Origin of the sequence: Xanthomonas sp. LF06-19 (genome assembly GCF_034105425.1) — a bacterium.
Taxonomy (GTDB): domain Bacteria; phylum Pseudomonadota; class Gammaproteobacteria; order Xanthomonadales; family Xanthomonadaceae; genus Xanthomonas_A; species Xanthomonas_A sontii.
The window spans coordinates 245520-268256 of record NZ_JAXGGH010000005.1 but is presented as its reverse complement, the minus strand read 5'-3'; the positions used below and the strand labels follow the sequence as shown (position 1 = coordinate 268256).

At 69.0% G+C, this 22737-nt stretch carries 20 protein-coding genes; 10 read left to right on the top strand and 10 right to left on the bottom strand.

Features of this window, described 5'->3' with window-relative positions:
* Nucleotides 1-20: 20 nt before the first annotated feature.
* Entirely contained in the window at nucleotides 21-1979 is a 1959-nt protein-coding gene (locus SLW55_RS12225) for a DEAD/DEAH box helicase (RefSeq protein ID WP_295912958.1), read from the bottom strand.
* A gap of 264 nt (nucleotides 1980-2243) precedes the next feature.
* Here SLW55_RS12225 and SLW55_RS12220 point away from each other — a divergent pair, with 264 nt between their 5' ends.
* Both SLW55_RS12220 and SLW55_RS12215 read left to right on the top strand, forming a co-directional pair.
* Entirely contained in the window at nucleotides 2244-2465 is a 222-nt protein-coding gene (locus tag SLW55_RS12220) for an RNA-binding S4 domain-containing protein (RefSeq protein WP_017909138.1), read from the top strand.
* Nucleotides 2466-2532: 67 nt separating this feature from the next.
* On the top strand, nucleotides 2533-2862 hold the full coding sequence (locus tag SLW55_RS12215; protein WP_043095855.1) for a hypothetical protein: 330 nt from the start codon (nucleotides 2533-2535) through the stop codon (nucleotides 2860-2862).
* A gap of 108 nt (nucleotides 2863-2970) precedes the next feature.
* Here the strand turns inward: SLW55_RS12215 and ubiM are convergent, their stop codons facing one another.
* The 5 genes from ubiM to SLW55_RS12190 form a co-directional block, all read right to left on the bottom strand.
* Nucleotides 2971-4158, bottom strand: coding sequence for a 5-demethoxyubiquinol-8 5-hydroxylase UbiM (gene ubiM / locus SLW55_RS12210; RefSeq protein WP_152238657.1), 1188 nt, complete (start codon nucleotides 4156-4158; stop codon nucleotides 2971-2973).
* A 99-nt stretch (nucleotides 4159-4257) separates the two neighbouring features.
* Entirely contained in the window at nucleotides 4258-4647 is a 390-nt protein-coding gene (locus SLW55_RS12205) for an MAPEG family protein (RefSeq protein WP_026143987.1), read from the bottom strand.
* A gap of 41 nt (nucleotides 4648-4688) precedes the next feature.
* Nucleotides 4689-5276 (bottom strand): DUF4019 domain-containing protein, encoded by a 588-nt coding sequence (locus SLW55_RS12200; RefSeq protein ID WP_320745203.1) that lies wholly within the window; start codon nucleotides 5274-5276, stop codon nucleotides 4689-4691.
* Nucleotides 5277-5339: 63 nt separating this feature from the next.
* Nucleotides 5340-5633, bottom strand: a complete 294-nt coding sequence (locus SLW55_RS12195; protein WP_320745202.1) for a hypothetical protein — start codon at nucleotides 5631-5633, stop codon at nucleotides 5340-5342.
* A gap of 86 nt (nucleotides 5634-5719) precedes the next feature.
* Entirely contained in the window at nucleotides 5720-6748 is a 1029-nt protein-coding gene (locus SLW55_RS12190; protein WP_225851644.1) for a hypothetical protein, read from the bottom strand.
* Nucleotides 6749-6973: 225 nt separating this feature from the next.
* On the opposite strand from SLW55_RS12190, the gene SLW55_RS12185 reads away from it, so the two are divergent.
* The 4 genes from SLW55_RS12185 to SLW55_RS12170 all read left to right on the top strand — a co-directional run bounded on the left by SLW55_RS12185 (nucleotide 6974) and on the right by SLW55_RS12170 (nucleotide 12004).
* Nucleotides 6974-8446: an AlkA N-terminal domain-containing protein gene (locus tag SLW55_RS12185; RefSeq protein WP_320745201.1), complete on the top strand. Its 1473-nt coding sequence runs from the start codon at nucleotides 6974-6976 to the stop codon at nucleotides 8444-8446.
* Nucleotides 8443-8970, top strand: coding sequence for a methylated-DNA--[protein]-cysteine S-methyltransferase (locus SLW55_RS12180; protein WP_152238660.1), 528 nt, complete (start codon nucleotides 8443-8445; stop codon nucleotides 8968-8970). Before SLW55_RS12185 ends, SLW55_RS12180 begins: the two co-directional genes overlap by 4 nt.
* 124 nt (nucleotides 8971-9094) lie before the next feature.
* A complete protein-coding gene (locus tag SLW55_RS12175) occupies nucleotides 9095-10366 on the top strand; it encodes an ectonucleotide pyrophosphatase/phosphodiesterase (RefSeq protein WP_320745223.1) in 1272 nt (423 codons plus the stop codon).
* Nucleotides 10367-10570: 204 nt separating this feature from the next.
* On the top strand, nucleotides 10571-12004 hold the full coding sequence (locus tag SLW55_RS12170) for a chloride channel protein (protein WP_320745200.1): 1434 nt from the start codon (nucleotides 10571-10573) through the stop codon (nucleotides 12002-12004).
* 168 nt (nucleotides 12005-12172) lie between these two features.
* On the opposite strand, the gene SLW55_RS12165 is transcribed toward SLW55_RS12170, so the two are convergent.
* Nucleotides 12173-12358 carry a 30S ribosomal protein THX gene (locus tag SLW55_RS12165; protein WP_017911843.1) on the bottom strand — a complete coding sequence of 62 codons (186 nt, stop codon included), beginning with the start codon at nucleotides 12356-12358 and terminating at the stop codon, nucleotides 12173-12175.
* A gap of 111 nt (nucleotides 12359-12469) precedes the next feature.
* Nucleotides 12470-12883, bottom strand: a complete 414-nt coding sequence (locus SLW55_RS12160) for a MerC domain-containing protein (protein WP_320745199.1) — start codon at nucleotides 12881-12883, stop codon at nucleotides 12470-12472.
* A 155-nt stretch (nucleotides 12884-13038) separates the two neighbouring features.
* On the opposite strand from SLW55_RS12160, the gene SLW55_RS12155 reads away from it, so the two are divergent.
* A complete protein-coding gene (locus SLW55_RS12155; protein WP_320745198.1) occupies nucleotides 13039-15111 on the top strand; it encodes a TonB-dependent receptor in 2073 nt (690 codons plus the stop codon).
* A gap of 132 nt (nucleotides 15112-15243) precedes the next feature.
* Here SLW55_RS12155 and SLW55_RS12150 read toward each other — a convergent pair whose 3' ends face one another.
* The gene (locus tag SLW55_RS12150; protein ID WP_320745197.1) at nucleotides 15244-16755 is read right to left on the bottom strand and encodes a hypothetical protein; all 1512 of its coding nucleotides are present in this window, start codon (nucleotides 16753-16755) and stop codon (nucleotides 15244-15246) included.
* 633 nt (nucleotides 16756-17388) lie between these two features.
* The gene (locus SLW55_RS12145; protein ID WP_010343489.1) at nucleotides 17389-17721 is read right to left on the bottom strand and encodes an SMR family transporter; all 333 of its coding nucleotides are present in this window, start codon (nucleotides 17719-17721) and stop codon (nucleotides 17389-17391) included.
* A 454-nt stretch (nucleotides 17722-18175) separates the two neighbouring features.
* Here SLW55_RS12145 and SLW55_RS12140 point away from each other — a divergent pair, with 454 nt between their 5' ends.
* The 3 genes from SLW55_RS12140 to SLW55_RS12130 all read left to right on the top strand — a co-directional run bounded on the left by SLW55_RS12140 (nucleotide 18176) and on the right by SLW55_RS12130 (nucleotide 22730).
* A complete protein-coding gene (locus SLW55_RS12140; protein WP_320745196.1) occupies nucleotides 18176-20566 on the top strand; it encodes a TonB-dependent receptor in 2391 nt (796 codons plus the stop codon).
* Nucleotides 20567-20908: 342 nt separating this feature from the next.
* Nucleotides 20909-21742, top strand: a complete 834-nt coding sequence (locus tag SLW55_RS12135; protein ID WP_295958847.1) for a 2Fe-2S iron-sulfur cluster-binding protein — start codon at nucleotides 20909-20911, stop codon at nucleotides 21740-21742.
* Nucleotides 21729-22730, top strand: a complete 1002-nt coding sequence (locus SLW55_RS12130; RefSeq protein WP_267115185.1) for a xanthine dehydrogenase family protein subunit M — start codon at nucleotides 21729-21731, stop codon at nucleotides 22728-22730. The genes SLW55_RS12135 and SLW55_RS12130 overlap by 14 nt, the downstream gene beginning before the upstream one ends.
* Nucleotides 22731-22737: the final 7 nt, after the last annotated feature.

The window sequence follows — 22737 nt, the reverse complement described above, 5'->3', positions numbered from 1 at the left end:
TACTCCCTATTCCCGGCCTCTCAGCGCTTCGGCGGCCCCTTGCGCGGCGGCCGGTCGGCGGCGAAGCGGCCGGCCGGGCGCGGGCCGGCGGCGTTGGGCTTGCCGCCGGGCTTGCCGGTACGGGCGAACTTCGGCTTGAACGGCGCGCCGCCGGCATCGTCGCCCTCGAGCTTGCGCATCTGCAGTTGCTGGCCGGACACCCAGACCTTCTTCAGGTGCGTCAGCAGCTCGCGCGGCATGTCCGCCGGCAGGTCCAGCACCGAATGGTCGTCGTGGATGTCGATGCGGCCGATGTACTTGCTCTCCAGCCCGGCCTCGTTGGCGATCGCGCCGACGATGTTGGCCGGCTTGACCCCATGCTGGTGACCGACCTCGATGCGGTAGGTCTCCATGCCCACTTCCGGCGCGCCGCGCGGCGCTTTCGGCGCCTTGTCGCGGCGCGGCGCCTCGAAGCTGCCGACGTCGCGGTGGTAGTCGAAATCCTCGCCACGCGCGGCCGGGGCCGAACGCGCCGGGCGCTCGCCGTCGTCGCGACGCGGCGCACGCGGCTCGCGCTCGAACTTCGGCTCGAACCGGGGACGCTCCGGGCGCTCGCCCCGCTCGGGCCGCTCGCGGCGCTCGAAGCGTTCGCCCTGCGGCGGACGCGGACGGTCCGGGGCCAGCAGCAGCGGCGTCTCGCCCTGCAGCAGGCGCGCCAGCGCCGCGGCCACTTCCACCATCGGCACGTTCTTCTCGGCCTCGAACTTCTGCAGCAGGTCGCGGTACATGTCGATGCCGCCGGCGGCGATGGTCTCGCTGATCTTCTCCATGAAGCGGCTCACGCGCTGGTCGTTGACCGCGTCCACGCTGGGCAGCTGCATTTCCTCGATCGGCTGGCGGGTGGCGCGCTCGATCGCGCGCAGCATGCCGCGCTCGCGCGGGCTGACGAACAGGATCGCTTCGCCGCTGCGCCCGGCCCGGCCGGTGCGGCCGATACGGTGCACGTAGCTTTCGGTGTCGTAGGGGATGTCGTAGTTCAGCACGTGGCTGATCCGCTCCACGTCCAGGCCGCGCGCGGCCACGTCGGTGGCGACCAGGACGTCGAGCTTGCCATCCTTGAGCTGCTGGATCACCCGCTCGCGCTGCGCCTGCTGGATGTCGCCGTTGATCGCCGCCGCGGCCAGGCCGCGCGCCTGCAGCTTCTGCGCCAGCTCGTCAGTGCCGGCCTTGGTGCGGGCGAAGATGATCATCGCGTCGAACGGTTCGACCTCCAGGATCCGGGTCAGCGCGTCGAGCTTGTGCAGCCCGCTCACCGCCCAGTAGCGCTGGCGGATGTTGGCCGAGGTGGTGGTCTTGGAGGCGATGATCACCTCGGCCGGGTCGTTCAGATAGGTCTGCGCGATGCGCTTGATCGCCGGCGGCATGGTCGCCGAGAACAGCGCCACCTGGCGCGATTCCGGCAGCTTCTTCAGCACCGCCTCGACGTCGTCGATGAAGCCCATGCGCAGCATCTCGTCGGCTTCGTCGAGCACCAGCGTCTTCAGCTCGGACAGGTCCAGGGTGCCGCGGTCCAGGTGATCGATCACCCGCCCCGGGGTGCCCACCACCACGTGCACGCCGCGCTTGAGCGCCGACAGCTGCTGCACGTAGGGCTGGCCGCCGTACACCGGCAGCACCTGGAAGCCGGGGATCGCCGCGGCGTAGCGGTGGAACGCCTCGGCCACCTGGATCGCCAGTTCGCGCGTGGGCGCCAGCACCAGCGCCTGCGGCTTGCGCTGAGCGAAATCCAGCCGCGACAGGATCGGCAGCGCGAACGCGGCGGTCTTGCCGGTGCCGGTCTGCGCCTGGCCGAGCAGGTCGCGGCCGGTCAGCAGCGCCGGGATGGTGGCGGCCTGGATCGGCGACGGCGACTCGTAGCCGACGTCGGCGACCGCCTTCATCACAGCAGGGGAGAGGCCGAGATCTGCGAACAGCAGCGGCGCGGGGGTATCTTGGGACATGGGAGACTCCGGGGGCGCCGCAGAGAACCGGCAGGCGCAAAGAAGCCCCTATTGTGCGCCCTGCCGGGCCGCATGTCGAAAGCAGGTGAACGACACCGTTCAGGCGTGACCCTCTCCGCACTGCCGGACGCCGGCCACCGCGGCCGCCTCCAGCAGGCGCGGCGCCGCGGGCTGCGGCAGCGGCGACAGCCCCCAGCCGCCGACATGGCGGGCGTTTTGCCCGCGAATGACCGACAATGGGCGCCGATTTCCGAGCAAGCCCCAATGCAGACCATCGATCTCCAGCTAGAAAGCGACTACGTGGAACTCAAGCACCTGTTGAAACTGACCGGCCTGTGCGACAGCGGCGGCGCCGCCAAGGCCGTGATCAGCGAAGGCCAGGTGCGCGTGGATGGCGAGGTCGAACTGCGCAAGGCCTGCAAGGTGCGCGCGGGCCAGGTGGTACAGCTGGGCGACGTGCAGGTGCAGGTGCTCGGCAAGGCATGACCACCATCGGCGCCCCTGGCCTGCCACTCGCCGGCCGGTGGCGCCGGACAGCGCGGATCCCCGCACGATGCTGATCACGCTGGGCATCCGCAACATCGCGCCGTCTGCGGAAGATCCGCACCACGACGTGTACATCGCGCAGCTCGACCCCGACGCAGCGCAGCCATTCCGCCTGGGCCAGTCCATCCGCGGCGGCCACGCGGAGCGCGGCGGTTCCATCTCCCTGGCGCTGGACGAACTGGAGGGCTGGACCGGCGACTGGCGCCAGCACCTGCGCCACGCCGGCTGCGCCTGGGCCATCGCGCCGATCGAAGCGGCGCAGCGCAGCGGCGACCTGCAGAGCGCCCTCGACGCGCTGGTCGCCGGTGCGGAACAGCGGCACGCCGACGCCAGCTAGCCGCCGCTGAGATCGGGATTCGGGATTCGGGATTCGGGATTCGGAATTGAAAGCAAGCCGCGCCGAGCACCGATAGACACGCACGCATGCATCGGCACGACCGCCGCCTCAGCGCGCCATGGCCGCCACGCGCTGGGTCAGGTGCGCCGCGATGGCACGCTTGAACGGCGCGACCCGGTCGGCCACGCGCAGCGCGGCGCTGCGCAGGGCGCGCGCCGGCAGGCGATCGTCGGTGTACAGCGCGGCAATCGCGTTGGTCGCTTCGTACAGCGGCCGCGTGGCCAGGCGGTGCCCGCGCTGGTAGCCGGCGAGCAAGGCCGGCGCGGCGATGTCGCCGCCGCGCGCGACCGCGTCGTGCAGCGCACGCGCCAGCCGCGCCTGGCTCTGCAGGCCGAAGTTGAACCCATGCGCGGTCACCGGATGCATGCCCACCGCGGCGTCGCCGATCAAGGCATAGCGCTCGGCGACGAAGCGCTGCGCATAGACGGCCACCAACGGATACGCCTGCGGCCGCACCAGTGGCGTCATCGCGCCCAGGCGATGCTCGAAGCAGCTACTGATCTCCGCCCCCAACGCCGCCTCGTCCATCTGCAGCAGCGCCTGCGCGCGTTCCGGCGGCAGGGTCAGCACTGCCGAGGCCTCGTTGCCGTGCAGCGGCAGCAGCGCCATGGTGCGGCCGTAACCGAACCACTCCCAGGCGGTCTGATGGTGCGGGCGCTCGTGGCGCACCCGACACACCAGCATGGTTCGGCCGAAATCGCGCAACTGCGCGCCGATCCCGCTCATGCGCCGCGTGCTGGAAAAACGGCTGTCGGCCGCCACCACCAGCCGCGCCGCCACGCTGCGCCCGTCGGAGAGCTGCACCTGCGCCTGGCGCGCGTCGCGGCGCAATGCCTGCACCGAGACACCATCGAGCAAGGTCAGACCGGGCTGGTCCTGCACCGCGGCGAACGCGGCGCGGCGGATCAGATGATTGGGCACCAGCCAGCCGAGATCGCCACGGCCGCCCTCGCCCGCCGCGAAGGTCAGTGCGAACGGCGAGGAACCGTTCATCACCCGCGCATCGCGCAGCGGCGCGATCGCCTGCGGGTCGATCCGCGGCCACAGGTCCAACTGATCCAGCAATGCTCGCGAGGCATGGGTCAGGGCGATTTCGCGGCCGTCGAAGGCGGCCTCGGCCAGCGCCGCGCGCGGCTGCGGCTCGATCAGCGCCAGCGACAGGCCGCTGCCGGCCAGCGAGCGGGCGAAGCACAGGCCGGCAGGGCCGGCCCCGACGATGGCGATATCCACTTGCATGCGGCGACTCCGTGATCGGACCCGGCCAGGATACGACCGCCGCGCACCGCGTCCTTGATCTGGATCAGCGCTGCGACGATCGGTCGCAGCCCGCGGGGCTCAGAACAGCGCCCACACCAGTTGCAGGATCGCCCACAGCGACACCACCCACACCAGGCTGCGCACGTACGGCACGCCCGCCGCGTACAGCGGCACGTACGCCACCCGCGCCCACAGGTAAATCTGCGCCGACAGCGCGGTGTGCGCATCGCCCTTGCCCAGCGCCGCCACCGCCACCGCCGCGGCGGCGAAGAACGGGAAGGTTTCCAGGAAGTTGCGCAGCGCGCGGTCCAGGCGCCCGGCCACGCCGGCCGGCGGCGGTTGCGGCGCATCGCGCGCGCCGGCGTTCCACTTCAGCCCGCGCTGCGCGGTGACGAAGGCGGAGGCGAGCAGCAGTTGCGCGATCCCGAGCAGGATCGCCCAGGCCAGCATGCGGATTTCGATGGGCATCGGAGCCTCGGAGGAAAGGAAGACGGCGCGCAGCATGCCGCTCAATCGGGCATGGCCACGTGATAACCGACCAGGCGCCAGGTCTTGTCCTCGTCCAGCCGCAACGACACCAGCTCGCGCACCGGCTGCGGCGCATTGGCGAAGCGGCTGGGGAAGCTGATGTTGACGTAGGTGCCCGGCGGCACCTGCGAGCCGGCGGCGTACTGCACCCGCGCCACGCTGGCGACGCCGCGGCCGAGCAGCGCGCCCAGCCGCGCACGCGCGGCGTCGATCTCGCGCACGAACACCGCACGCGTCACCGCCTTCTTCGCCACAACGGAGGCGCCGTCCCACAGCTCGCCGGTGCGTCCGGCATCGACCAGTTGCGCGGCGCGCAGGCCGGCCTGCGCCATCTGCGCATCCTGCTTGGCCAGCGGCCCGGGTGCGGGTGCGGCAGCGGCGGCATGGCGCGGCGCCGGTTTCGGTGCCGCCGCGGGAGCGGCAGCAGGTGCGGCGGGTGCCGCTGGCGGAGCAGTCGTCGGCGCGGGCGCGGACGATGCCGGGGGCGCGTTTTGCGCGGAAGCGACGCCAGCGACGAGGGCCAGCAGGACGGGAGTGAGGCGGAACGCGAAGGAGATGGACAAGGACATCGCTCGGCAGCGGCGGTGGCAAGGCCGCAGTCTACGCGGCCTGTGCGGACCAGCGCAGCGGCCCTATGGCGTCTCCTCGGTCGCCACTACCGTATTCTCGCTCGCCACTACCGCGGCCGCGGCCGCGGCCGGGGCGGCATAGCGCTGGCGGTGCCAGGCGCGCCAACTCGCCCACAGTGCCCACGCGGTCGCCGCGAGCAGGCCGAACAGGCTCAGCAGCGAGCCGGTCCGCGCCAGCCACGGCGCATGCAGGCCGTTGGCGAGGTGCAGCAGCACTTCGGCGATCACGAAACCGCCCAACGCCAACAACGCCGGGGGCAGGTACAGCCGCAGCATCAAGCGGGTTCCGGCGGCCATGCGCGCGCTCCGGGATGGGATGCGGCGACGCTAGCCCCGCGTCCATGCCCGCCACGTGAATGGGCGGCACACGCCGCAGCGGCCGTTCAGGCGCCGGGCGAGGCCAGCGGCAGGGTCGCCACGTCGATCTCCGAGAGCGGGCTTTCCGCCGGACAGGCCTGGTCCGGGAACCCGAAGCGCTGCTTCAGCGCCTGGCCGCAGGCGGTCAGGCTCTCAAGGTCCACGTCTTTTTTGGTCTTGCACTCCTGGTCGAAGGCGACCAGGAACGCATCCTTGCGCCGCACGAAATCGTCGCCGCACTTGCGCAACTGCTTGATCCGTTCCAGATCGTCCTGCACCGCGTTAGTGCCGTCGAGCCCGTACTGCTTGAGCTCGTCGCTGCTGAGCAGGCGCAGGCTGCGGTTGGGCACGGTCATCATCAGGTCGGCCACCGCCACCGCCACGCCGTTGCGCTCCAGGTAGTCCTTGACGTTGCCATAGACCTCCTGCAGCTCGCGATTGAGCTCGGCGCGCGAGGTCGCAGTGGAGCTGATCCGCATCATCCGGTGGATGCCGACCTTGCCGGAGATCAGCCGGTTGTCGCCGGCGGCCAGCACGAACACGCAGGCGCTGTGGCAGACCGAACCTTCGCGCACCCACACGGTCCAGCCGGATTCGCCGATCGCATCGCCGGCGCGGATCGCCGCCTCGACCTGGCCGCCGCTGGAATCGAGGTCGAGCACGCGCTTGCCGATGCCGGTCTGCCTGGCCACCTCGGCCAGGCGCCGCACCATCTCGGCGAAGCCGGCGTTGATCTTGCCGACATAGCGCACCCGCATCAGCCCACGCTCGCGGCACGGCGCCAGCGCCGCCTCCACGGCTGGCCGGTCCAGCCCGGCCAGCGGCTGGCCATCGCCGGCGTCGGCGGCATAGTCGGTGTCGCAGCTGATGAAGGCCTCGCCATTCTCCAGGGTGGCCTCGTCCCAGGCCTGCGGGTCGCGCTTGGGCGCGACCGCATGCGGCGGCGGTGCCGGCGGCGCACCGATCGAGACCATGTGCTCGCCATCGGCGGAGGGGCTGTCGGCGACGGTCCGCGGTGCCGACGCCGGCTGCTGCCCGCAGGCCAACAGGCCCAGGCAACACAGCGACAACCAGCAGAGTCTGAACGGAGCGGCCAAACGGAGGATCCACGGACGAGACGAAAAAGACAGGCGCCAGGCGCCTGTGGACCTAGTCTAGTGCCGCCGCGCGGAACCTCCCCAACTGCGCCTAAACCGCGGGCACCGCGGCCACGCGACAGCCGCGGCATTGCTGTCCGAAAACGGCCAGTGCGCTGCGCCGGGGCCGACTAGACTGGCGCCATGCCTGCCCTCGCCGCCACCGATCACGCCCTCTACGACCGCGCCCGCCAGTCCCGCGACGCGCGCTTCGACGGCGTGTTCTTCACCGCCGTGCGCAGCACCGGCATCTACTGCCGGCCGGTGTGCCCGGCGCCGCCGCCCAAGCGCAGCAACGTGCGCTACTACCCCAGCGCCGCCGCGGCCGCGGCAGCCGGCTACCGGCCGTGCCTGCGCTGCCGCCCCGAACTCTCGCCGGAGGCGCAGCAGCACCTGGGCGAAGAAGTGGTGCGGCGCGCACTGGCGCTGATCGCCGAGGGCGCGCTGCAGGACGCCAGCGTCGCCGCGCTGGCGGCCGAACTGGGCATCAGCGCGCGCCAGCTGCAGCGCCTGTTCGTGGCCCAGCTCGGCGCCACCCCGGCAGCGGTGCACGCGACCCGGCGCCTGTTGCTGGCCAAGCAACTGCTCACCGAAACCGCCTTGCCGATCACCCAGGTGGCGCTGGCGGCCGGCTTCAACAGCCTGCGCCGCTTCAATGCCGCCTTCCTCGACGGCTGCGGCATGCCACCCTCGGCGATCCGCAAGCAGCGCACCGACAGCCCCGGTGGCGATTTGGTGCTGCGCCTGGGCTACCGGCCGCCACTGGACTTCCCGGCGATGCTGGCGTTCCTGCGCAAGCGCGCGATCCCCGGCATCGAGCGCATCGGCGAGGCCAGCTACGAGCGCGTGCTCGGCCTCTGCGAGGCCTCCACCCGCATCCGTGTCGAGGCCGATCCGCAGCGCCACGAACTGCGCCTGCACATCGCCGCGGCCGATCCGCGCGCCATTCCCGACATCGTGCGCCGGGTGCGCCGCGTGTTCGACCTGGATGCCGACCTGCGCGCGGTGCACGCCACGCTCGGCGACGATCCGCTGCTGGCGCGTGCCATCGCGCGGCGCCCCGGGCTGCGCGTGCCGGGCGGCTGGGACGGCTTCGAAGTGGCGGTGCGCGCGGTGCTCGGCCAGCAGGTCAGCGTGGCCGGCGCAGCGACCCTGGCCGCGCGCCTGGTCAATCGGCACGGCGCCGCGCGGCCCGGCCAGCCGCCGGGGCTGGACCGCGCCTTCCCGACCCCGCAGGCGCTGCGCGACGCGCCGCTGGAAGCCATCGGCCTGCCGCGCTCGCGTGCGGCGACGATCCGTGCGCTGGCGCAGGCGGTGCTGGACGGCCGTCTGTCGTTCCGTGCCGGCCAGCGCCTGGACGACTTCGTCGCCCACGCCATCACCTTGCCCGGCATCGGCGCCTGGACCGCGCAGTACATCGCCCTGCGCGCGCTCGGCCAGCCCGACGCCTTCCCCGCCGGCGACCTGGTCCTGCAGCGCATGCTCGGCGAGGACGGCGCACGCCTGAGCGAACGCGCCACCGAGGCACGCGGGCAGGCCTGGCGTCCCTGGCGCGCCTACGCGGTGCTGCACCTGTGGCACCTGGCCAACGACCCTCCCGAGGAGACCCGCGCATGACCGCGTCCCCGCTGTCCTACGACCGTTTCGACACCCCGATCGGCATGCTCACCGTCGCTGTCGGCAGCGATGGCGTGCGTCACATCCTGTTCCCCGAGAACCGCTACGACGCCCGCGGCCGTGCCGACTGGGTGCACGATCCGGCCCCGGTGCGTGCCGCGCGCGAGCAGTTGCTGGCCTACTTCGCCGGCGAGCGCGAGCACTTCGACCTACCGCTGGCGCCGCACGGCACCGACTTCCAGCGGCGGGTGTGGCTGGCGCTGGCCGAGATCCCGTTCGGCGCGACCTGGAGCTACGCGCAACTGGCGCAGCATGTGGGCCAGCCGCGTGCGGTGCGCGCGGTCGGCGCCGCCAATGGCCGCAACCCGTTGCCGATCGTGCTGCCCTGCCACCGGGTGATCGGCGCCAACGGCGCGCTCACCGGCTTCGGTGGCGGCCTGCCGACCAAGGCCGCGCTGCTGGCGCTGGAGCGACGCGATGGCGGCGACGCGGCCGCCGGCACCATGGCCCCGCTGTTCGGCTGAGCGTCGCAGCCTGCGGCGGCGGCGCCGCGAGCGCTGCGGCATCGCGCGCCCCGGATACCGATGCACGCGCGCCGCAGGCGCTGTCTTCGCCACGTCACCGTCCGCGCCTTATCATGCCGCGATGATGTCCTCCGTCCTGCGTTCCACGCTCGTCTGCGCCACCCTGCTGCTCGGTGCCTGCGCCTCCGCCCCCTCCACGTCGCCGCACGCGGCCGCCGCGGCCGCCGCACCCAGCGCCGCCGCACCGGCGAGGCTGCCCACGCCGGTGTTGCTGATCTCGATCGACGGCCTGCGCGCGGACATGCTCGATCGCGGCATCACCCCGAACCTGAGCCGCATGGTCCACGACGGCGTGCGCGCGCAGTGGATGACGCCCTCCTATCCGTCGCTGACCTTCCCCAACCACTACACCATCGCCACCGGCCTGCGCCCGGACCATCACGGCATCGTCCACAACAGCATGCAGGACCCGCTGCTGGGCACGTTCCAGCTCAGCGATCGCGCCGCAGTCAGCGATGGCCGCTGGTGGGGCGGCGAGCCGATCTGGGTCGGCGTCGAGAAGGCCGGCCTGCACGCGGCGACGTGGGCCTGGCCGGGCAGCGAGGCGGCCATCCAGGGCGTGCGCCCCAGCCGCCGCCAGGCCTTCGACGCGGACATGCCGCCGAACGCGCGGGTCGACCAGGTGCTGGGCTGGCTCGACGATCCCAGCGCGCCGCGTCCGCAGCTGCTGACCCTGTACTTCGAACAGGTGGACGAAGCCGGCCACGAGCATGGCCCGGAGTCGCGGGAATACGCGCAGGCCGTCGCCAGGATCGATGCGGCGATCGGACATCTGCTCGACGGCCTGGCGCAGCGAGGCGAACTGGACCGGATCAACCTGGTGCTGGTCTCCGACCACGGCATGGCCGCGGTGCCGCCCAAGCAGGTGCTGGCGGTCGAGGAGATGGTCCCGCCGCAACAGGTCACGGTGATCAGCTACGGGCAATCGGTGGGCATCGTTCCGCGCCCGGGCCAGGAAGTCGCGGCCGAGGCGCGCCTGCTCGGCGCGCATCCGCAGTACGACTGCTGGCGCAAGGGCGAACTGCCGGCGCGCTGGCACTACGGCAGCAATCCGCGCATCCCGCCGATCGTGTGCCAGATGCACGAGGGCTGGGATGCGCTGCCGCGTGCGCGCATCGCCGAGAAGCCGCGCAGCCTGCGCGGCTCCCACGGCTACGACCCGGCACTGCCGTCGATGCGCGCGGTGTTCGTCGCCCGCGGCCCGGCGTTCCGCCAGGGCGTCACCCTGGCGCCGATCGACAACGTCGACGTCTACCCGCTGCTGACCCGCCTGCTCGGCATTCCCGCCGCCCCCAACGACGGCGATCCGCAGGCGCTGCTGCCGGCGCTGCGCTAAGGCGGGCCACCACTCCCCGAGCATGCCGCGCCACGATTGCGCGCGCCTGTGGCAAGCGTCCACGCCCGTGCGATGACGCGGCCCTTCGGGTTGGGTCTGGCAGGCGCGCGGCATGCTCAGGAATGGGTGACACGCCCTGAGCGCCACGACAACGGTCGCGGCGCGGCGACGCCCGCCCATGGCAACGCGTGCGACAATGGCGGCATGCATTCGCCCGACTCCGCGCAACCGCCGCGCCTGCGCCATCGTCTGCGCCCGCTGATCTCGCAGGAGAGCTGGAAGCAGCGCGCCGTGCTGTGGGGCGGCGCGGTGGCGGTGGCCCTGGTCTCCATCGTCTTCGCCAAGGCCAGCGACGCCGCCTTCCACGTGTTCCAGCGCATCACCGCGCATTCGCCGTGGTGGGCGCTGCTGCTGACCCCGAGCGTGTTCGCCCTGCTGGCCTGGCTGACCAACGGCGCGTTGCGCCCCACCCGCGGCAGCGGCATCCCGCAGGTGATCGCCGCGCTGGAACGTCCCGACGACGGTTTCCGCCAGGCCAACCTGTCGCTGCGCGTGTCCGCGGGCAAGCTGATGCTGACCACCATGGCCCTGTTCGGCGGCGCCTCAATCGGCCGCGAAGGCCCCACCGTGCACGTCGGCGCCAGCCTGATGTACGTGTTCGGGCGCTGGTTCGGCTTTCGCGATGCGCGCCAGGCCAGCCATTTCCTGCTGGCCGGCGGCGCCGCCGGCATCGCCGCGGCGTTCAACACACCGCTGGCCGGCGTGGTGTTCGCCATCGAGGAACTGAGCGGACGCTTCGAGCACCACTTCTCCGGCACCTTGCTGACCGCGGTGATCGTCGGCGGCGTGATTTCGCTGGGCCTGCTCGGCGACTACACCTACTTCGGCCGGGTCGCCACCGCCGGCCTGCCGCTGGGCAAGGCGTGGCTGGCGATCCTGCTGTGCGGCGTGGTCGCCGGCCTGCTCGGCGGCGCCTTCGCGCGCATGGTGCTGCTCACCGTCGCCGGCAAGCCGCGCTGGCTGGGCGAGCTGCGCCGGCGCCAGCCGGTGCTGCTGGCCGCACTGTGCGGTCTGGCGCTGGTGCTGCTGGGCCTGATCTTCGGCGCCGGCGCGTTCGGCACCGGCTACGAGCAGGCGCGCAGCCTGGTGCAGGGGCACGCCAGCGTCGGCCACGAATTCGGCCTGATGAAACTGCTGGCGAACCTGGTGTCCTACGTGGCCGGCATCCCCGGCGGCCTGTTCTCGCCGGCCCTGGCGGTCGGCGCCGGGCTCGGCCACAACCTGGCCGTCCTGATGCCGGGCGTGGACCCACGCATCTTCGTGCTGCTGGGCATGTGCGCCTATCTCACCGGCGTAACCCAGGCGCCGCTGACCTCGGCGGTGATCTCGCTGGAACTCACCGACAGCAGCGACATGCTGCTGCCGATCCTGGCGACGGTGCTGATCGCCCGCGGCGCTTCGGCGCTGGTCTGCCGCACGCCGATCTACCGCGGCCTGGCCGAACTGTTGCTGGTGGCGCCGCCGCCGGCACCCACGCCGCCCGCGGAAGAGGAAACACCGACCTCGCTGGTGGCCGACCTGGCCAGCAGCGACCACGACGACCGCGACGACGGCCCGACCGCGCCACGCCCGCACTGATTGGCGGCGCGTGCCAGGCGCTGGTGCGATCGGAACGCGCGCCACTGCTGCCCGCTTCCGACGCAAGACCGCCGCCTGCCGCCTGGCAGCGACGGCCAAGGTAAAAACAGACAGACATAAAAAAACGCGGCGCAAGCGCCGCGTTCTTCGTCGCAACCGGTGGCTGGCTCAGCCGGCCTTGGCGACCGTCTTCTTGGCCACGGCCTTCTTCACCGCCGGCGCCTTGACCACCGACTTCTTAGCGGCCGGCGATGCAGCGCCCACGGCCACCTTGCTCACGCTGTGCGAGCGCGAATTGCCGTAGCTGGCGTTGTAGCGCTTGCCCTTGGCGGTCTTGCGGTCACCCTTACCCATGCTCATCGACTCCTGAATGTGTTTGCGAAAACCCCCGCGAGATGCACGGGGTTTGGCGAGGCCAACGCGGTCAGCGCCCTCGCGCAAGGGCGGCAAGCCTACCACGTGCGCTCAATGGGCGCAGCTTGCGTCGTGCACGTGGCCGTGGTTCAAACGCAGGTTGAGCAGGTGCGCCAGGCCGACCAGGGTGCCGCCGAAGGTCATGATCGCCGCGTGCGGCGCCACCGCATGATGCAGCGCCGGCACCAGCAGCCCGGCCCATAGGGCCAGCAGGCCGAGGATGAGCAATCCCAGCGCCTGCCACACGCGGTGCCGGCGATACCCGAGCACCAGACTGAACAGGCCCAGGCAGGTCACGAACAGGACCAGGGTGCGCTCCACGCCCTCGCCCAGCCACATCGCCAGACCCAGCGACGGCAGCACCGCCAGCGCCAGCGGCAACACCGCGCAATGCACCGCGCACAGCAGCGAACCGGTGGCGCCGAGACGGTCGAGCGTGGCGCGCAGATCGAACGATGAGGACATGACGGTCGGCACGGATTGAAAGTGTTACGGAATAATATAACATTCGGCCGCCGGCGACCAGCGCGTCCCGCGCCCCTTCCCCGACCGTCCACCGCCGCTGTGCGGTGCCGGCAGCGCGCACGTCGCCCCCGACTGTCCCTCCTGATGGAATGCCCATGCCCTCTCCCCGTCCCGTCCTGCTCCGCCGTTCCGCCCTGTCCCTGGCCCTGCTTGGCCTGCTGAGCCCGTCGCTGGCCCTGGCCGCCGACCCGACCACCGCGACGACCGCGACCGACGCCACGCCGCCTGCCAGCGACAGCCGCCACGGCGCAGGCCACAGGCAGGACCGACACGTGAAGGACATGGACCAGGTGGTGGTCACCGCCAGCCCGCTGCGCGATGCCGCCGGTGCGCTGAGCCAGCCGGTGGACGTGCTGGCCGGCGAGCGCCTGGACGAGAACCGCGGCGCCAGCATCGGCGAGACCGTGGCCAGCCTGCCGGGCGTGCAGAGCTCCAACTTCGGCCCCGGCGTGGGCCGGCCGATCATCCGCGGCCTCGACGGCCCGCGCGTGGCGGTGCTCAACGACGGCCTGTCCTCGCAGGACGTGTCCACGGTCAGCCAGGATCATTCGCCTGCCGTTGAGCCGTTCCTGGCCGACCAGATCGAAGTGCTGAAGGGTCCGTCCACCCTGCTGTACGGCTCCGGTGCGATCGGCGGCGTGGTCAACGTGGTCGACGGGCGCATCGCCGAGACCCCGGTCGACGGCGTGCACGGTCGTGCCGAAGCGCGCTGGGAAGGCGGCGACAAGAGCGGCAACACCGACATGTTCCGCGTCGATGCCGGCAACGGCAGCGGCCTGTCGATCCATGCCGACGGCGTGTACCGCAACCTGAAGGACTACGACACGCCGCAGGGCCCGCAGCTCAACTCGTTCGTCAAGTCCAAGGTCGGCTCGATCGGCAGTTCGCTGGCCGGCGACTGGGGCTTCGTCGGCGTGTCGATCTCGCGCTTCCGCGACAACTACGGCAACCCCGGCGAGCCCGGCGATCCGGCCGCCGGCGAGCGCGGCGTGTCGCTGCAGCTGCACCAGGACCGTTTCGAGCTCAAGGGTGCGCTGAACGACCCGTGGGGCGACGGCAGCGCACTGCGCTACAGCTTCGGCCACACCGCCTACACCCACACCGAGTTCGAAGGCGCGGAAGTGGGCACCAAGTTCGACAAGCGCGCCAACGAAGGCCGCGTTGAGGCCTCCTTCGGCCTGGGCGGCGGCTGGCAGACCGCGGTCGGCGTGCAGGGCAGCGACTCGACCTTCCAGGCCACCGGCGAAGAAGCCTTCGTGCCGAAGACCGACACCAGCGCCATCGGCGTGTTCGCGCTGGCGCGCAACAGCTGGGACCGCGTGCAGGCCGAGGTCGGCGCGCGCGTGGACAGGACCAAGTACGAGACCGACACCGGCGTGGACCGCGATTTCACTCCGAAGAGCCTGTCGCTGAGCGGCGGCTTCCGCTTCAACGAGCAGTGGCGCCTGACCGCCAACCTCGACCACGCCGAGCGCGCCCCGGCCGAAGAAGAACTGTTCGCCAACGGTCCGCACATCGCCACCCTCGCCTACGAGATCGGCAACCCCGACCTGAAGACCGAGAAGGCCAACCAGGCCGAACTGGGCCTGATCTTCAAGAACGACTGGGTCGACGCCAAGGTGGCCGGCTACTACAACCGCTACGACGACTTCATCTACATCGTCGACACCGGCGGCCAGTGGTTCCACGAGGAAGACAACGATTTCCTGCCGATCCGCCAGTGGACCCAGGCCGATGCGGTGTTCCATGGTTTCGAGGGCGAGGCTACCTTCCACCTGGCCAACAACGACAGCGGCGCCTGGGACTTGCGCGTGTTCGGCGACACCGTGCGCGCACGCCTGAAGGACGGCGGCAACCTGCCGCGCATCGCGCCGGCGCGCTACGGCGCGCAGCTGCGCTGGGACGCGAGCAACTGGCGCGCCGCGCTGGGCGCCACCCGCTACCAGAAGCAGGACAAGGTGGCGGTCAACGAGACGCCCACCGCCGGCTACACCCTGGTCGATGCGCATCTGGCCTATCACGTCGATGCCGGCAGCACCGCCTGGGAAGTGTTCCTGGACGGCAACAACCTGACCAATCAGGATGCGCGCGTGCATACCTCGTTCCTCAAGGACGACGTCATGCTGCCCGGCCGCAGCGCCTCGTTCGGCGTGCGCCTGTTCTTCTGATCGGGCAGCTTCGCTGCAGCATGACGAGGCCGCCTTCGGGCGGCCTCTTTTTTTGGCCAATCGCCCTGAGGCGCACTTACCCTCTCCGGCCAAGGCAACTTTGTCTAGGGCTCGGAAGGAATGAGAGCCGGCTCAAGAATTGAGTTCGGCCAGCAAAAGGAGTGTCGTCTCCTGCCGTGGCCCACCATATTGGCAAAGACAACCAAGGGTATTCATTGATCGAAACGGTTCCGTTAGAAACGGCAGAACACGCCCCACAATACGGTCAAGCTCTGCAATCTTCCAAGGATCTTGGCTGGGAGGCACAAGCTGATGAAGGTAGTTATTTCGCATCGTGTTCGCCTCAAACATCACCGAGACGAATTCCTTAAATTCCGCACCTCGCAAATCAGGCTCTGTTTCGGCCAAAACTATTTTACTTATCAATTCAAGGTTCTTCCGTTGCCCCTGCTTTTGGACCTTATCTTCAGCGATGGGATCAATCGCGACGACAAAGGCAAGATAACGCTCAACCACAACTTCAAAGGCTGCGTTCGCGAGAACCAAAGCCTCCATTGCGAACCCCGATTGGAAAAGCCGCTGAACCCGCGAAGAAACAAATTGAAGATCGACGACTTTACGACGCTGCTCATTGGACACGATTGCCAACGCCGCCCCTCCTTCCCAACGCCCTTGCACCTTAAACGAATTATCACCTTGGTGCTTAAATTGCGAAAGTCTTATCGAGCCGTCACCATGTCGCGCAAAGGTAAGATGGGCGCGTAACAGCGCATCCTCCATCACATGTCCAGGAACGTTACCTCCATATTCGAGCGCAAACGCTTGAAGCGCGACATTGGCTGTGTCGGCCAAGGCGTAAGTCAGGTAACTAGGAGCCATTTGGATCAGCCAATCGATTGATGGCCCCCTTGATTTACTTCTACCTGAGCGCGTCAAATGCTGCTCTAACTGATCATTTACAAAGGGTGCAATCCGCTCGTCGATGCGCGCAAGTTCACTTCTAAAAATCTTTAATAAATGCGCTACAGAAATCTCGACTTCGATCATGGCTGCATTGAGGTATTTTAGCAAAACCGGATGCTCGGGCGGCTCAGCTCCCAACGCTTCGCAGACCAAGGGAAATACATCACCCGCTTCGGCCGGCAGGTTTTGAAGCCTTACTTGCAAAGCCACTGGATCACTGTCAGGATTGGCCCGATACTCAAATGATCTCTCTAGCCGACCTGCTAGATGCTGCCAACCTCGATCCAGAACGACGCAAAAAATAAGGCTATTGATCTTCGACATACTCTCGTCGATTCCTCTCGGCTCCTCGACCTGACAAATTCCAGATTCGATCGCAGAGCGAAGTAGTTGAAACAAATGGTTCTGAAAGTCGTGAGGAATAAAGCCACACTCACAGTCATATCCGGTAAGGCGTCCTTCGGAAGAATAGACCTTTCTGGCCCACGTGACACGAGGCTCTAGCTCTTCGCAGAGTTTTTTTGCAATTCTTTCACGCAAAGCCCGAAAATGCCGGTTGCCTTCGTCGCAAGGAATCCAGCAATTATTGGCATGATAAGAGACATGCAATCCGCGCCAATTATAGACTTTGGTCGCGATAAACACATTCGAACATTCCATATCCAACTTTGTTTGAGACATGCGCGTTCACCCCCCTTTTTCTTGTGAGTTCGATCAAGGACGGCGCACACAGGACCCTGCTGTCACGGCAGCTTTCCGGCTTCGTCCATCCATAATGCAGCAAGTCCGCACTCGCCCCGAATCAGATAGTGTCGCGACTGAAGCTAATATCTTCTGTTAGCGAAAAGCGGTCAAATGCGAGCTCTCCCAAATAAATAAACTTCTTTTTGGGACGACAGCCAGGTCACTCAAATCAAGGCTTTCCGGAAAAATTCACCATGTTTCAATTGGACAACGGAGCAGTAGTTTGCCGCGTCATTTCGCCCTCGACTGAACCGCACCCGGATACGACTTCTTTTTCTCTTCCACACGCCCCCTGCAATCCTTGTTTTCCCACGGAAAGCTTCGCCGTCAGGCTCAGAATTCTCGCGCATGCGAGCCATCACACACGTGGCTGCCCCGCTAGCCGGTGGGATCAGCATACAGCGACAACGGAACAGTGCCATCGGAGCCCACTAACAGCAGACTTCAGTCGTCGATCGCCGTTCTCACGCCGCCTTTCTCAGACAGGCCAGAACGGTCTTTGTTTGCATAACCCCACCGTATCTCAGCACCTATCGGATTTCCTTGGGCAAGTGCGCCCTCATGGCGTGGCTAATGCGGGGCGCTGCGCGAGAACACGTTGATCACCACCACGCCGGCGACGATCAGCGCCATGCCGACGATCGCCGGCGGGTCCAGCGCCTGGCCGAACCGCCACCACGCCAGCAGCGAGATCAACACGATGCCGATGCCAGACCAGAGCGCATAGGCGACGCCTACCGGCACGCTGCGCAGGGTCAGCGACAGCAGGTAGAAGGCGATGCCATAGCCGCACAGCGCCAGCAGCGTCGGCCACAGCCGGGTGAAGCCCTCGCTGGCCTTCAGCGCCGAGGTCGCGACCACCTCGGCGAGGATGGCCACCAGCAGGAACAGCCAGTTCTTCATTGCAGGACACTCCTGGACGCACAGCGCGCCACGATAGCAAGCGGCGCGTGGCGACGATGGCGACGGCCCTTGCCCCGGATGCACGCTGCGCAGGAGCGGCGCGCTGTGCCCTTCTGGAAATCGACCACGATCGGCGTTCCGCGATCGTCTCTGTCACGGCTGCGCCTCTCCTGCGACGCCACGCATGACCACACGCATGACCAACCGAAGCGACGCCGCCCTGCGCAGCGCACGCCGTAGGTTGCGGTGCGATGTCGACCTGCCTGGGCAACCTGTCACGCAAACGCGGCCGGTACCGCGCTGCACAACGCTCCGATCGCCCGACGGCGTTACAAAGGGCGCCGCGCGTCGCCCCCTGCTTCGCGCCGTACCGGCCGATGCGACGCGGCCGCGCGCTGCACGCGCGTGCCGCATCCCGGCCGATCGTTCCGAATGAAGAAAGGAGAGATTCTTCATGCATCTTGCGCCGCTTCGTCATCTGCTGCCCCTGTCCATCGCCGCCGTCCTGCTCGCGCCCCCCGCGCTGGCGCAGACCGCCGACGCACCCGCTGCGCCGGCAACGCAACCCGACGCCACCACCCTGGATACCGTGGTCGTCAGCGGCACTGCGCGCTTCAGCGGCCTGCGCAAGCGCGACGCGAGCTTCTCGATCACCACCGCCACGCCCGAACAGATCCAGCAGGCGGTGCCGCAGAGCAGCGCCGACCTGCTGAAGATCGTGCCGGGCGTGTGGGCCGAGCCGAGCGGCGGCGGCACCGGCGCCAACATCTTCGTGCGCGGCATGCCCTCCGAAGGCGATGCGCCGTTCGTCACTTTCCAGCTCGATGGCGCGCCGCTGTTCCCGCCGCCGACCCTGTCGTTCCTGGAAAACTCCACGCTGTTCCGCACCGACGACACCATCGAACGCATGGAAGTGCTGCGCGGCGGTTCCAGCCCGATCTTCTCCAACGGCCAGGCCGGCATCACCGTCAACTTCATCCAGAAGAAGGGCCAGGACGAGCCGGAAGGCAGCGTGCGCCTCACCGGCGGCAGCGACGCCCTGCGCCGCATCGATCTGTTCGACAGCGGGCCGATGGGCAACGGCTGGTACTACAGCATCGGCGGCTTCTTCCGCGAGACCGACGGCGTGCGCGACCCGCAGTTCCCCGCCGACAAGGGCGGCCAGTTCAGCGCCACCCTGAGCAAGCGCTGGGACAGCGGCGAACTGTCGTTCTATGCGCGCCATACCGACGACAACAACGCCTTCTACACCGCGATCCCGTTGCTGTCGCGCAACAACGGCAACGACCTGTCCAGCTTCCCCGGCCTCAATGCGCAGCGCGGCACGCTGCTGAGCGACGACTTCCGCAACGTCACCCTGCCGGTCGGCCCCAACGGCCAGACCATCCGGCGCGACCTCGGCGACGGCCGCGGCGTCAACATCGACGTGTTCGGCGGCGAACTGAACTGGGAGGTGGGCGACTGGACCGTCGCCGACCGTTTCAACGTGATGGGCGGCACCGCACCGACCTATGCGCTGTTCACCGGTGACGCGCCGCAGCGGCTGGGCGACTTCATCGCCGGCTACGGCAGCACCGGCAGCGCGCGCTACACCAACGGCGGCGGCGCGGTCGATCCGAACCAGCAGGTACTGGAAGCCGGCTGGTGGTCGGTGGACAAGCGCCTGAACTCCTTCACCAACGATCTGCGCCTGAGCCGCATGCTGTTCGCCGGCAACACGCTCACCGTGGGCAGCTACTACGCCAGGTACACCTCCAACGACACCTGGTACCTCGGCAACACCATGCTGCTGACCGCGCAGAACCATGCGCGGCGCATCGACGTGACGCTGGACGACGGCCGCCAGCCGACCCGCGACGGCTTCACCAGCACCGCCTTCCTGGCGCTGCGCGCGCATTACGAGGGCGAGAACGCCGCGGTGTTCGTCGCCGACGAATGGGAACTGGACGAGCGGTTGCGCCTGGACCTGGGCGTGCGCTACGAGCGCCAGCGCGTCACCGGCACCGTGCACGACACCGCGACCGTGGACCTGGACGGCAATCCGGCCACGCTCTACGACAATGCCACCTCGATCTCGCTGCCGAGCGCGCGACACATCGACCAGGACGACAATGCGCTGTCGTGGACCGCCGGCCTGAACGTCAAGCTCGACGCGCACAACAGCGTGTTCGCGCGGGTCAATTCCGGGGTCAAGTTTCCTGGCTTCGACAATCTGCGCGACGGCCAGACCAAGGTGCAGGACATCCGGCAATACGAACTGGGATTGAAGTCGGGTGCGGCCAACTACGATCTGTACCTCACGGCGTTCTACAACACCTTCAGGAATTCGCCGTTCCAGGCCTTCCTGGCCAACGGCAGCAACTTCACCACGGTCGGCGATTCGCGTGCCTACGGCCTGGAGGTGGAAGGCGCGATCCGTCCGTTCGGCGGCTTCGAACTGGCCGGGACGGGGGTGTGGTTGGACGCGAAGTACCGCAATTACCGCGAATACACCGGCAACCAGGTCATGCGCCAGCCCAAGCGCCAGTTCCGGCTGACGCCGAGCTACTACTGGATGCTGCCGTTCGGCGACCTGCGCGTGTTCGCGACCTATTCCTACATCGGCGAACGCTACGCCGACCTGGCCAACAGCCAGCGCCTGCCGTCCTACGACATGCTCGACCTCGGCGCCAGCCTGCACAGCGGCGAGCACTGGGAGTTCACCGTCAGCGGCAGCAACGTGACCGACACGCTGGGCCTGACAGAAGGCAATGTACGCGTGCCCGGCGCGGCCACCGGCGGCGTGTTCATGGGCCGCCCGATCGCCGGCCGCCAGTATCAGGCATCGGTGGCGTATCGCTGGTAGCGCCTGCCGCATCGCAGACGCACGCGACGCCATCGCTGCACCGGCGTCGCGTGGCGCCGACGATGACAGGCGCAATCGCGCGCCTGTCGTGGCGGCGATGGCATCTGCAGGAGCGCATGCACGCGCATCCCGATCCAGTACGGCCACCCGTCCGTATCACTGCCCCGACACCCTCCCTTCGCGCCCTCTTCGCAATCCCTTCGCGGTACCGCCGCGATGCTGGCGGCCGGGTTCCGATGCGTGCCCGTACGCCGGCGTCGCGATGGCGCTGCTACCCAGGTCGACTCGCTCCATGCTGCGCCACGGCGCGCGCGGTGGCGGTCCCCCAGGCAGGAGAGACCGATGCAGCATGAGCCCCACCGTACCGATGACGCGTCCGGCGCCGCCGACAGCGCGCGCGACACCCCGCTGAGCGAGGACGAAGCCGCGCTCGCGCGCCGGCTCGGCATCAACGGCCTCTCGCGCCGCGAATTCCTCGCCCTGCTCTCGGCCGCGGGCCTGAGCAGCGCGGGCGGACAGATCCTCTTCAGCGAGGCCGCATTTGCCGCGCCGGCCGCCAAGGCCGCGCCACCGCAGAACGCCTTGCCCGTGGTCCTGGAGGTCAACGGTCAGCGCCATGCCCTGCAGCTGGATCCACGGACCACGTTGCTGGATGCGCTGCGCGAACACCTGGCACTGACCGGCACCAAGAAGGGCTGCGACCACGGCCAGTGCGGCGCCTGCACGGTGATCGTCGATGGCGAGCGCCGGCTGTCCTGCCTGACCCTGGCGGCACAGGCAGAAGACACCCAGATCACCACCATCGAGGGCCTGGCCGACGGCGAGCGACTGCATCCGATGCAGGCCGCGTTCGTGCAGCACGACGGGTTCCAGTGCGGCTATTGCACGCCTGGGCAGATCTGCTCGGCGGTGGCCTTGTTGAACGAGATCAGGCGCGGCGATGCCAGCCACGTCAGCGCCGACGTCAGCCGGCCGGTCACCGAACTCAGCGACGCCGAGGTGCGCGAGCGGATGAGCGGCAACATCTGCCGCTGCGGCGCCTACCCGAAGATCGTCGCCGCCATCCAGGACGTGCACAGCGGCGGCGCGCCGCGGCCGCTGACCTGGCGCTATGTCGACCAGTCCGAACTGACCGCCCTGAAGATGGCGAAAGAGGTGGCCGATGACGCCGTTTAAGTATCAGCGCGCGACCTCGCCGGAGGACGCGGTGCGCCGTGTCGCCGCCAACCCGAACGCACGCTTCCTCGGCGGCGGCACCAACCTGCTCGACCTGATGAAGGAAGGGGTGACCGGTGCCGACGAGATCGTCGACCTGACCCGGCTCAAGGGCCTGGCCGAGATCGCCGAAACCGCCGACGGCGGCCTGCGCCTGGGCGCGCTCGCCAACAACACGCAGACCGCCAACCATCCCTTGGTGCGCCAGCGCTATCCGCTGCTGAGCCAGGCGATCCTGGCCGGGGCCACGATGCAATTGCGCAACATGGCCAGCAACGGCGGCAACCTGCTGCAGCGCACGCGCTGCGGCTACTTCTACGACACCGCCCTGCCCTGCAACAAGCGCGAACCCGGCAGCGGTTGCGGCGCGCGCGAGGGGCTCAACCGCACCCACGCGATCTTCGGCCACAGCGCACACTGCGTGGCCGTGCACCCGTCGGACATGTGCGTGGCGCTGGCCGCACTGGACGCGACGGTGCAGGTGCGTACGCCGGCCGGCACGCAGCGCGAGATCCCGTTCGCCGAATTCCACCTGCTGCCCGAGGCGCGCGCCGATGTCGACAACCAGCTCGCGCATGGCGAACTGATCGAGTCCATCACCCTGCCGGCGCAGAGCTTCGCCGCGCACAGCCACTATCTGAAGGTACGCGACCGGGCCAGCTACGCATTCGCACTGATCTCGGTGGCCGCGGCGCTGGCACTGGAACCGGACGGGCGCATCCGCGACGCGCGCATCGCCATGGGCGGGGTGGCGCACAAACCCTGGCGCGCACGCGCCGCCGAACGTGCGCTGGTCGGGCAGCATGTCGGCGAGACCGCTTTCGCCGCCGCCGCGCAGGCCGAGATGGCCGCGGCGCAGCCGCTGGCGCACAACGCCTACAAGATCCCGATGGGCACGCACGCGATGATCCGCGCCCTGCACCGCGCCAGCGGCAGCGACGCCGCGTGAGCGGCCA

Coding starts and splice junctions, on each gene's coding strand:
- SLW55_RS12140 (WP_320745196.1), top strand. CDS start 18,176: ATGCATCTTGCGCCGCTTCGTCATCTGCTGCCCCTGTCCATCGCCGCC.
- SLW55_RS12205 (WP_026143987.1), bottom strand. CDS start 4,647: ATGCCCATCGAAATCCGCATGCTGGCCTGGGCGATCCTGCTCGGGATC.
- SLW55_RS12195 (WP_320745202.1), bottom strand. CDS start 5,633: ATGGCCGCCGGAACCCGCTTGATGCTGCGGCTGTACCTGCCCCCGGCG.
- SLW55_RS12175 (WP_320745223.1), top strand. CDS start 9,095: ATGTCCTCCGTCCTGCGTTCCACGCTCGTCTGCGCCACCCTGCTGCTC.
- SLW55_RS12225 (WP_295912958.1), bottom strand. CDS start 1,979: ATGTCCCAAGATACCCCCGCGCCGCTGCTGTTCGCAGATCTCGGCCTC.
- SLW55_RS12185 (WP_320745201.1), top strand. CDS start 6,974: ATGCCTGCCCTCGCCGCCACCGATCACGCCCTCTACGACCGCGCCCGC.
- SLW55_RS12135 (WP_295958847.1), top strand. CDS start 20,909: ATGCAGCATGAGCCCCACCGTACCGATGACGCGTCCGGCGCCGCCGAC.
- SLW55_RS12145 (WP_010343489.1), bottom strand. CDS start 17,721: ATGAAGAACTGGCTGTTCCTGCTGGTGGCCATCCTCGCCGAGGTGGTC.
- ubiM (WP_152238657.1), bottom strand. CDS start 4,158: ATGCAAGTGGATATCGCCATCGTCGGGGCCGGCCCTGCCGGCCTGTGC.
- SLW55_RS12155 (WP_320745198.1), top strand. CDS start 13,039: ATGCCCTCTCCCCGTCCCGTCCTGCTCCGCCGTTCCGCCCTGTCCCTG.
- SLW55_RS12130 (WP_267115185.1), top strand. CDS start 21,729: ATGACGCCGTTTAAGTATCAGCGCGCGACCTCGCCGGAGGACGCGGTG.
- SLW55_RS12180 (WP_152238660.1), top strand. CDS start 8,443: ATGACCGCGTCCCCGCTGTCCTACGACCGTTTCGACACCCCGATCGGC.
- SLW55_RS12150 (WP_320745197.1), bottom strand. CDS start 16,755: ATGTCTCAAACAAAGTTGGATATGGAATGTTCGAATGTGTTTATCGCG.
- SLW55_RS12165 (WP_017911843.1), bottom strand. CDS start 12,358: ATGGGTAAGGGTGACCGCAAGACCGCCAAGGGCAAGCGCTACAACGCC.
- SLW55_RS12160 (WP_320745199.1), bottom strand. CDS start 12,883: ATGTCCTCATCGTTCGATCTGCGCGCCACGCTCGACCGTCTCGGCGCC.
- SLW55_RS12170 (WP_320745200.1), top strand. CDS start 10,571: ATGCATTCGCCCGACTCCGCGCAACCGCCGCGCCTGCGCCATCGTCTG.
- SLW55_RS12220 (WP_017909138.1), top strand. CDS start 2,244: ATGCAGACCATCGATCTCCAGCTAGAAAGCGACTACGTGGAACTCAAG.
- SLW55_RS12200 (WP_320745203.1), bottom strand. CDS start 5,276: ATGTCCTTGTCCATCTCCTTCGCGTTCCGCCTCACTCCCGTCCTGCTG.
- SLW55_RS12215 (WP_043095855.1), top strand. CDS start 2,533: ATGCTGATCACGCTGGGCATCCGCAACATCGCGCCGTCTGCGGAAGAT.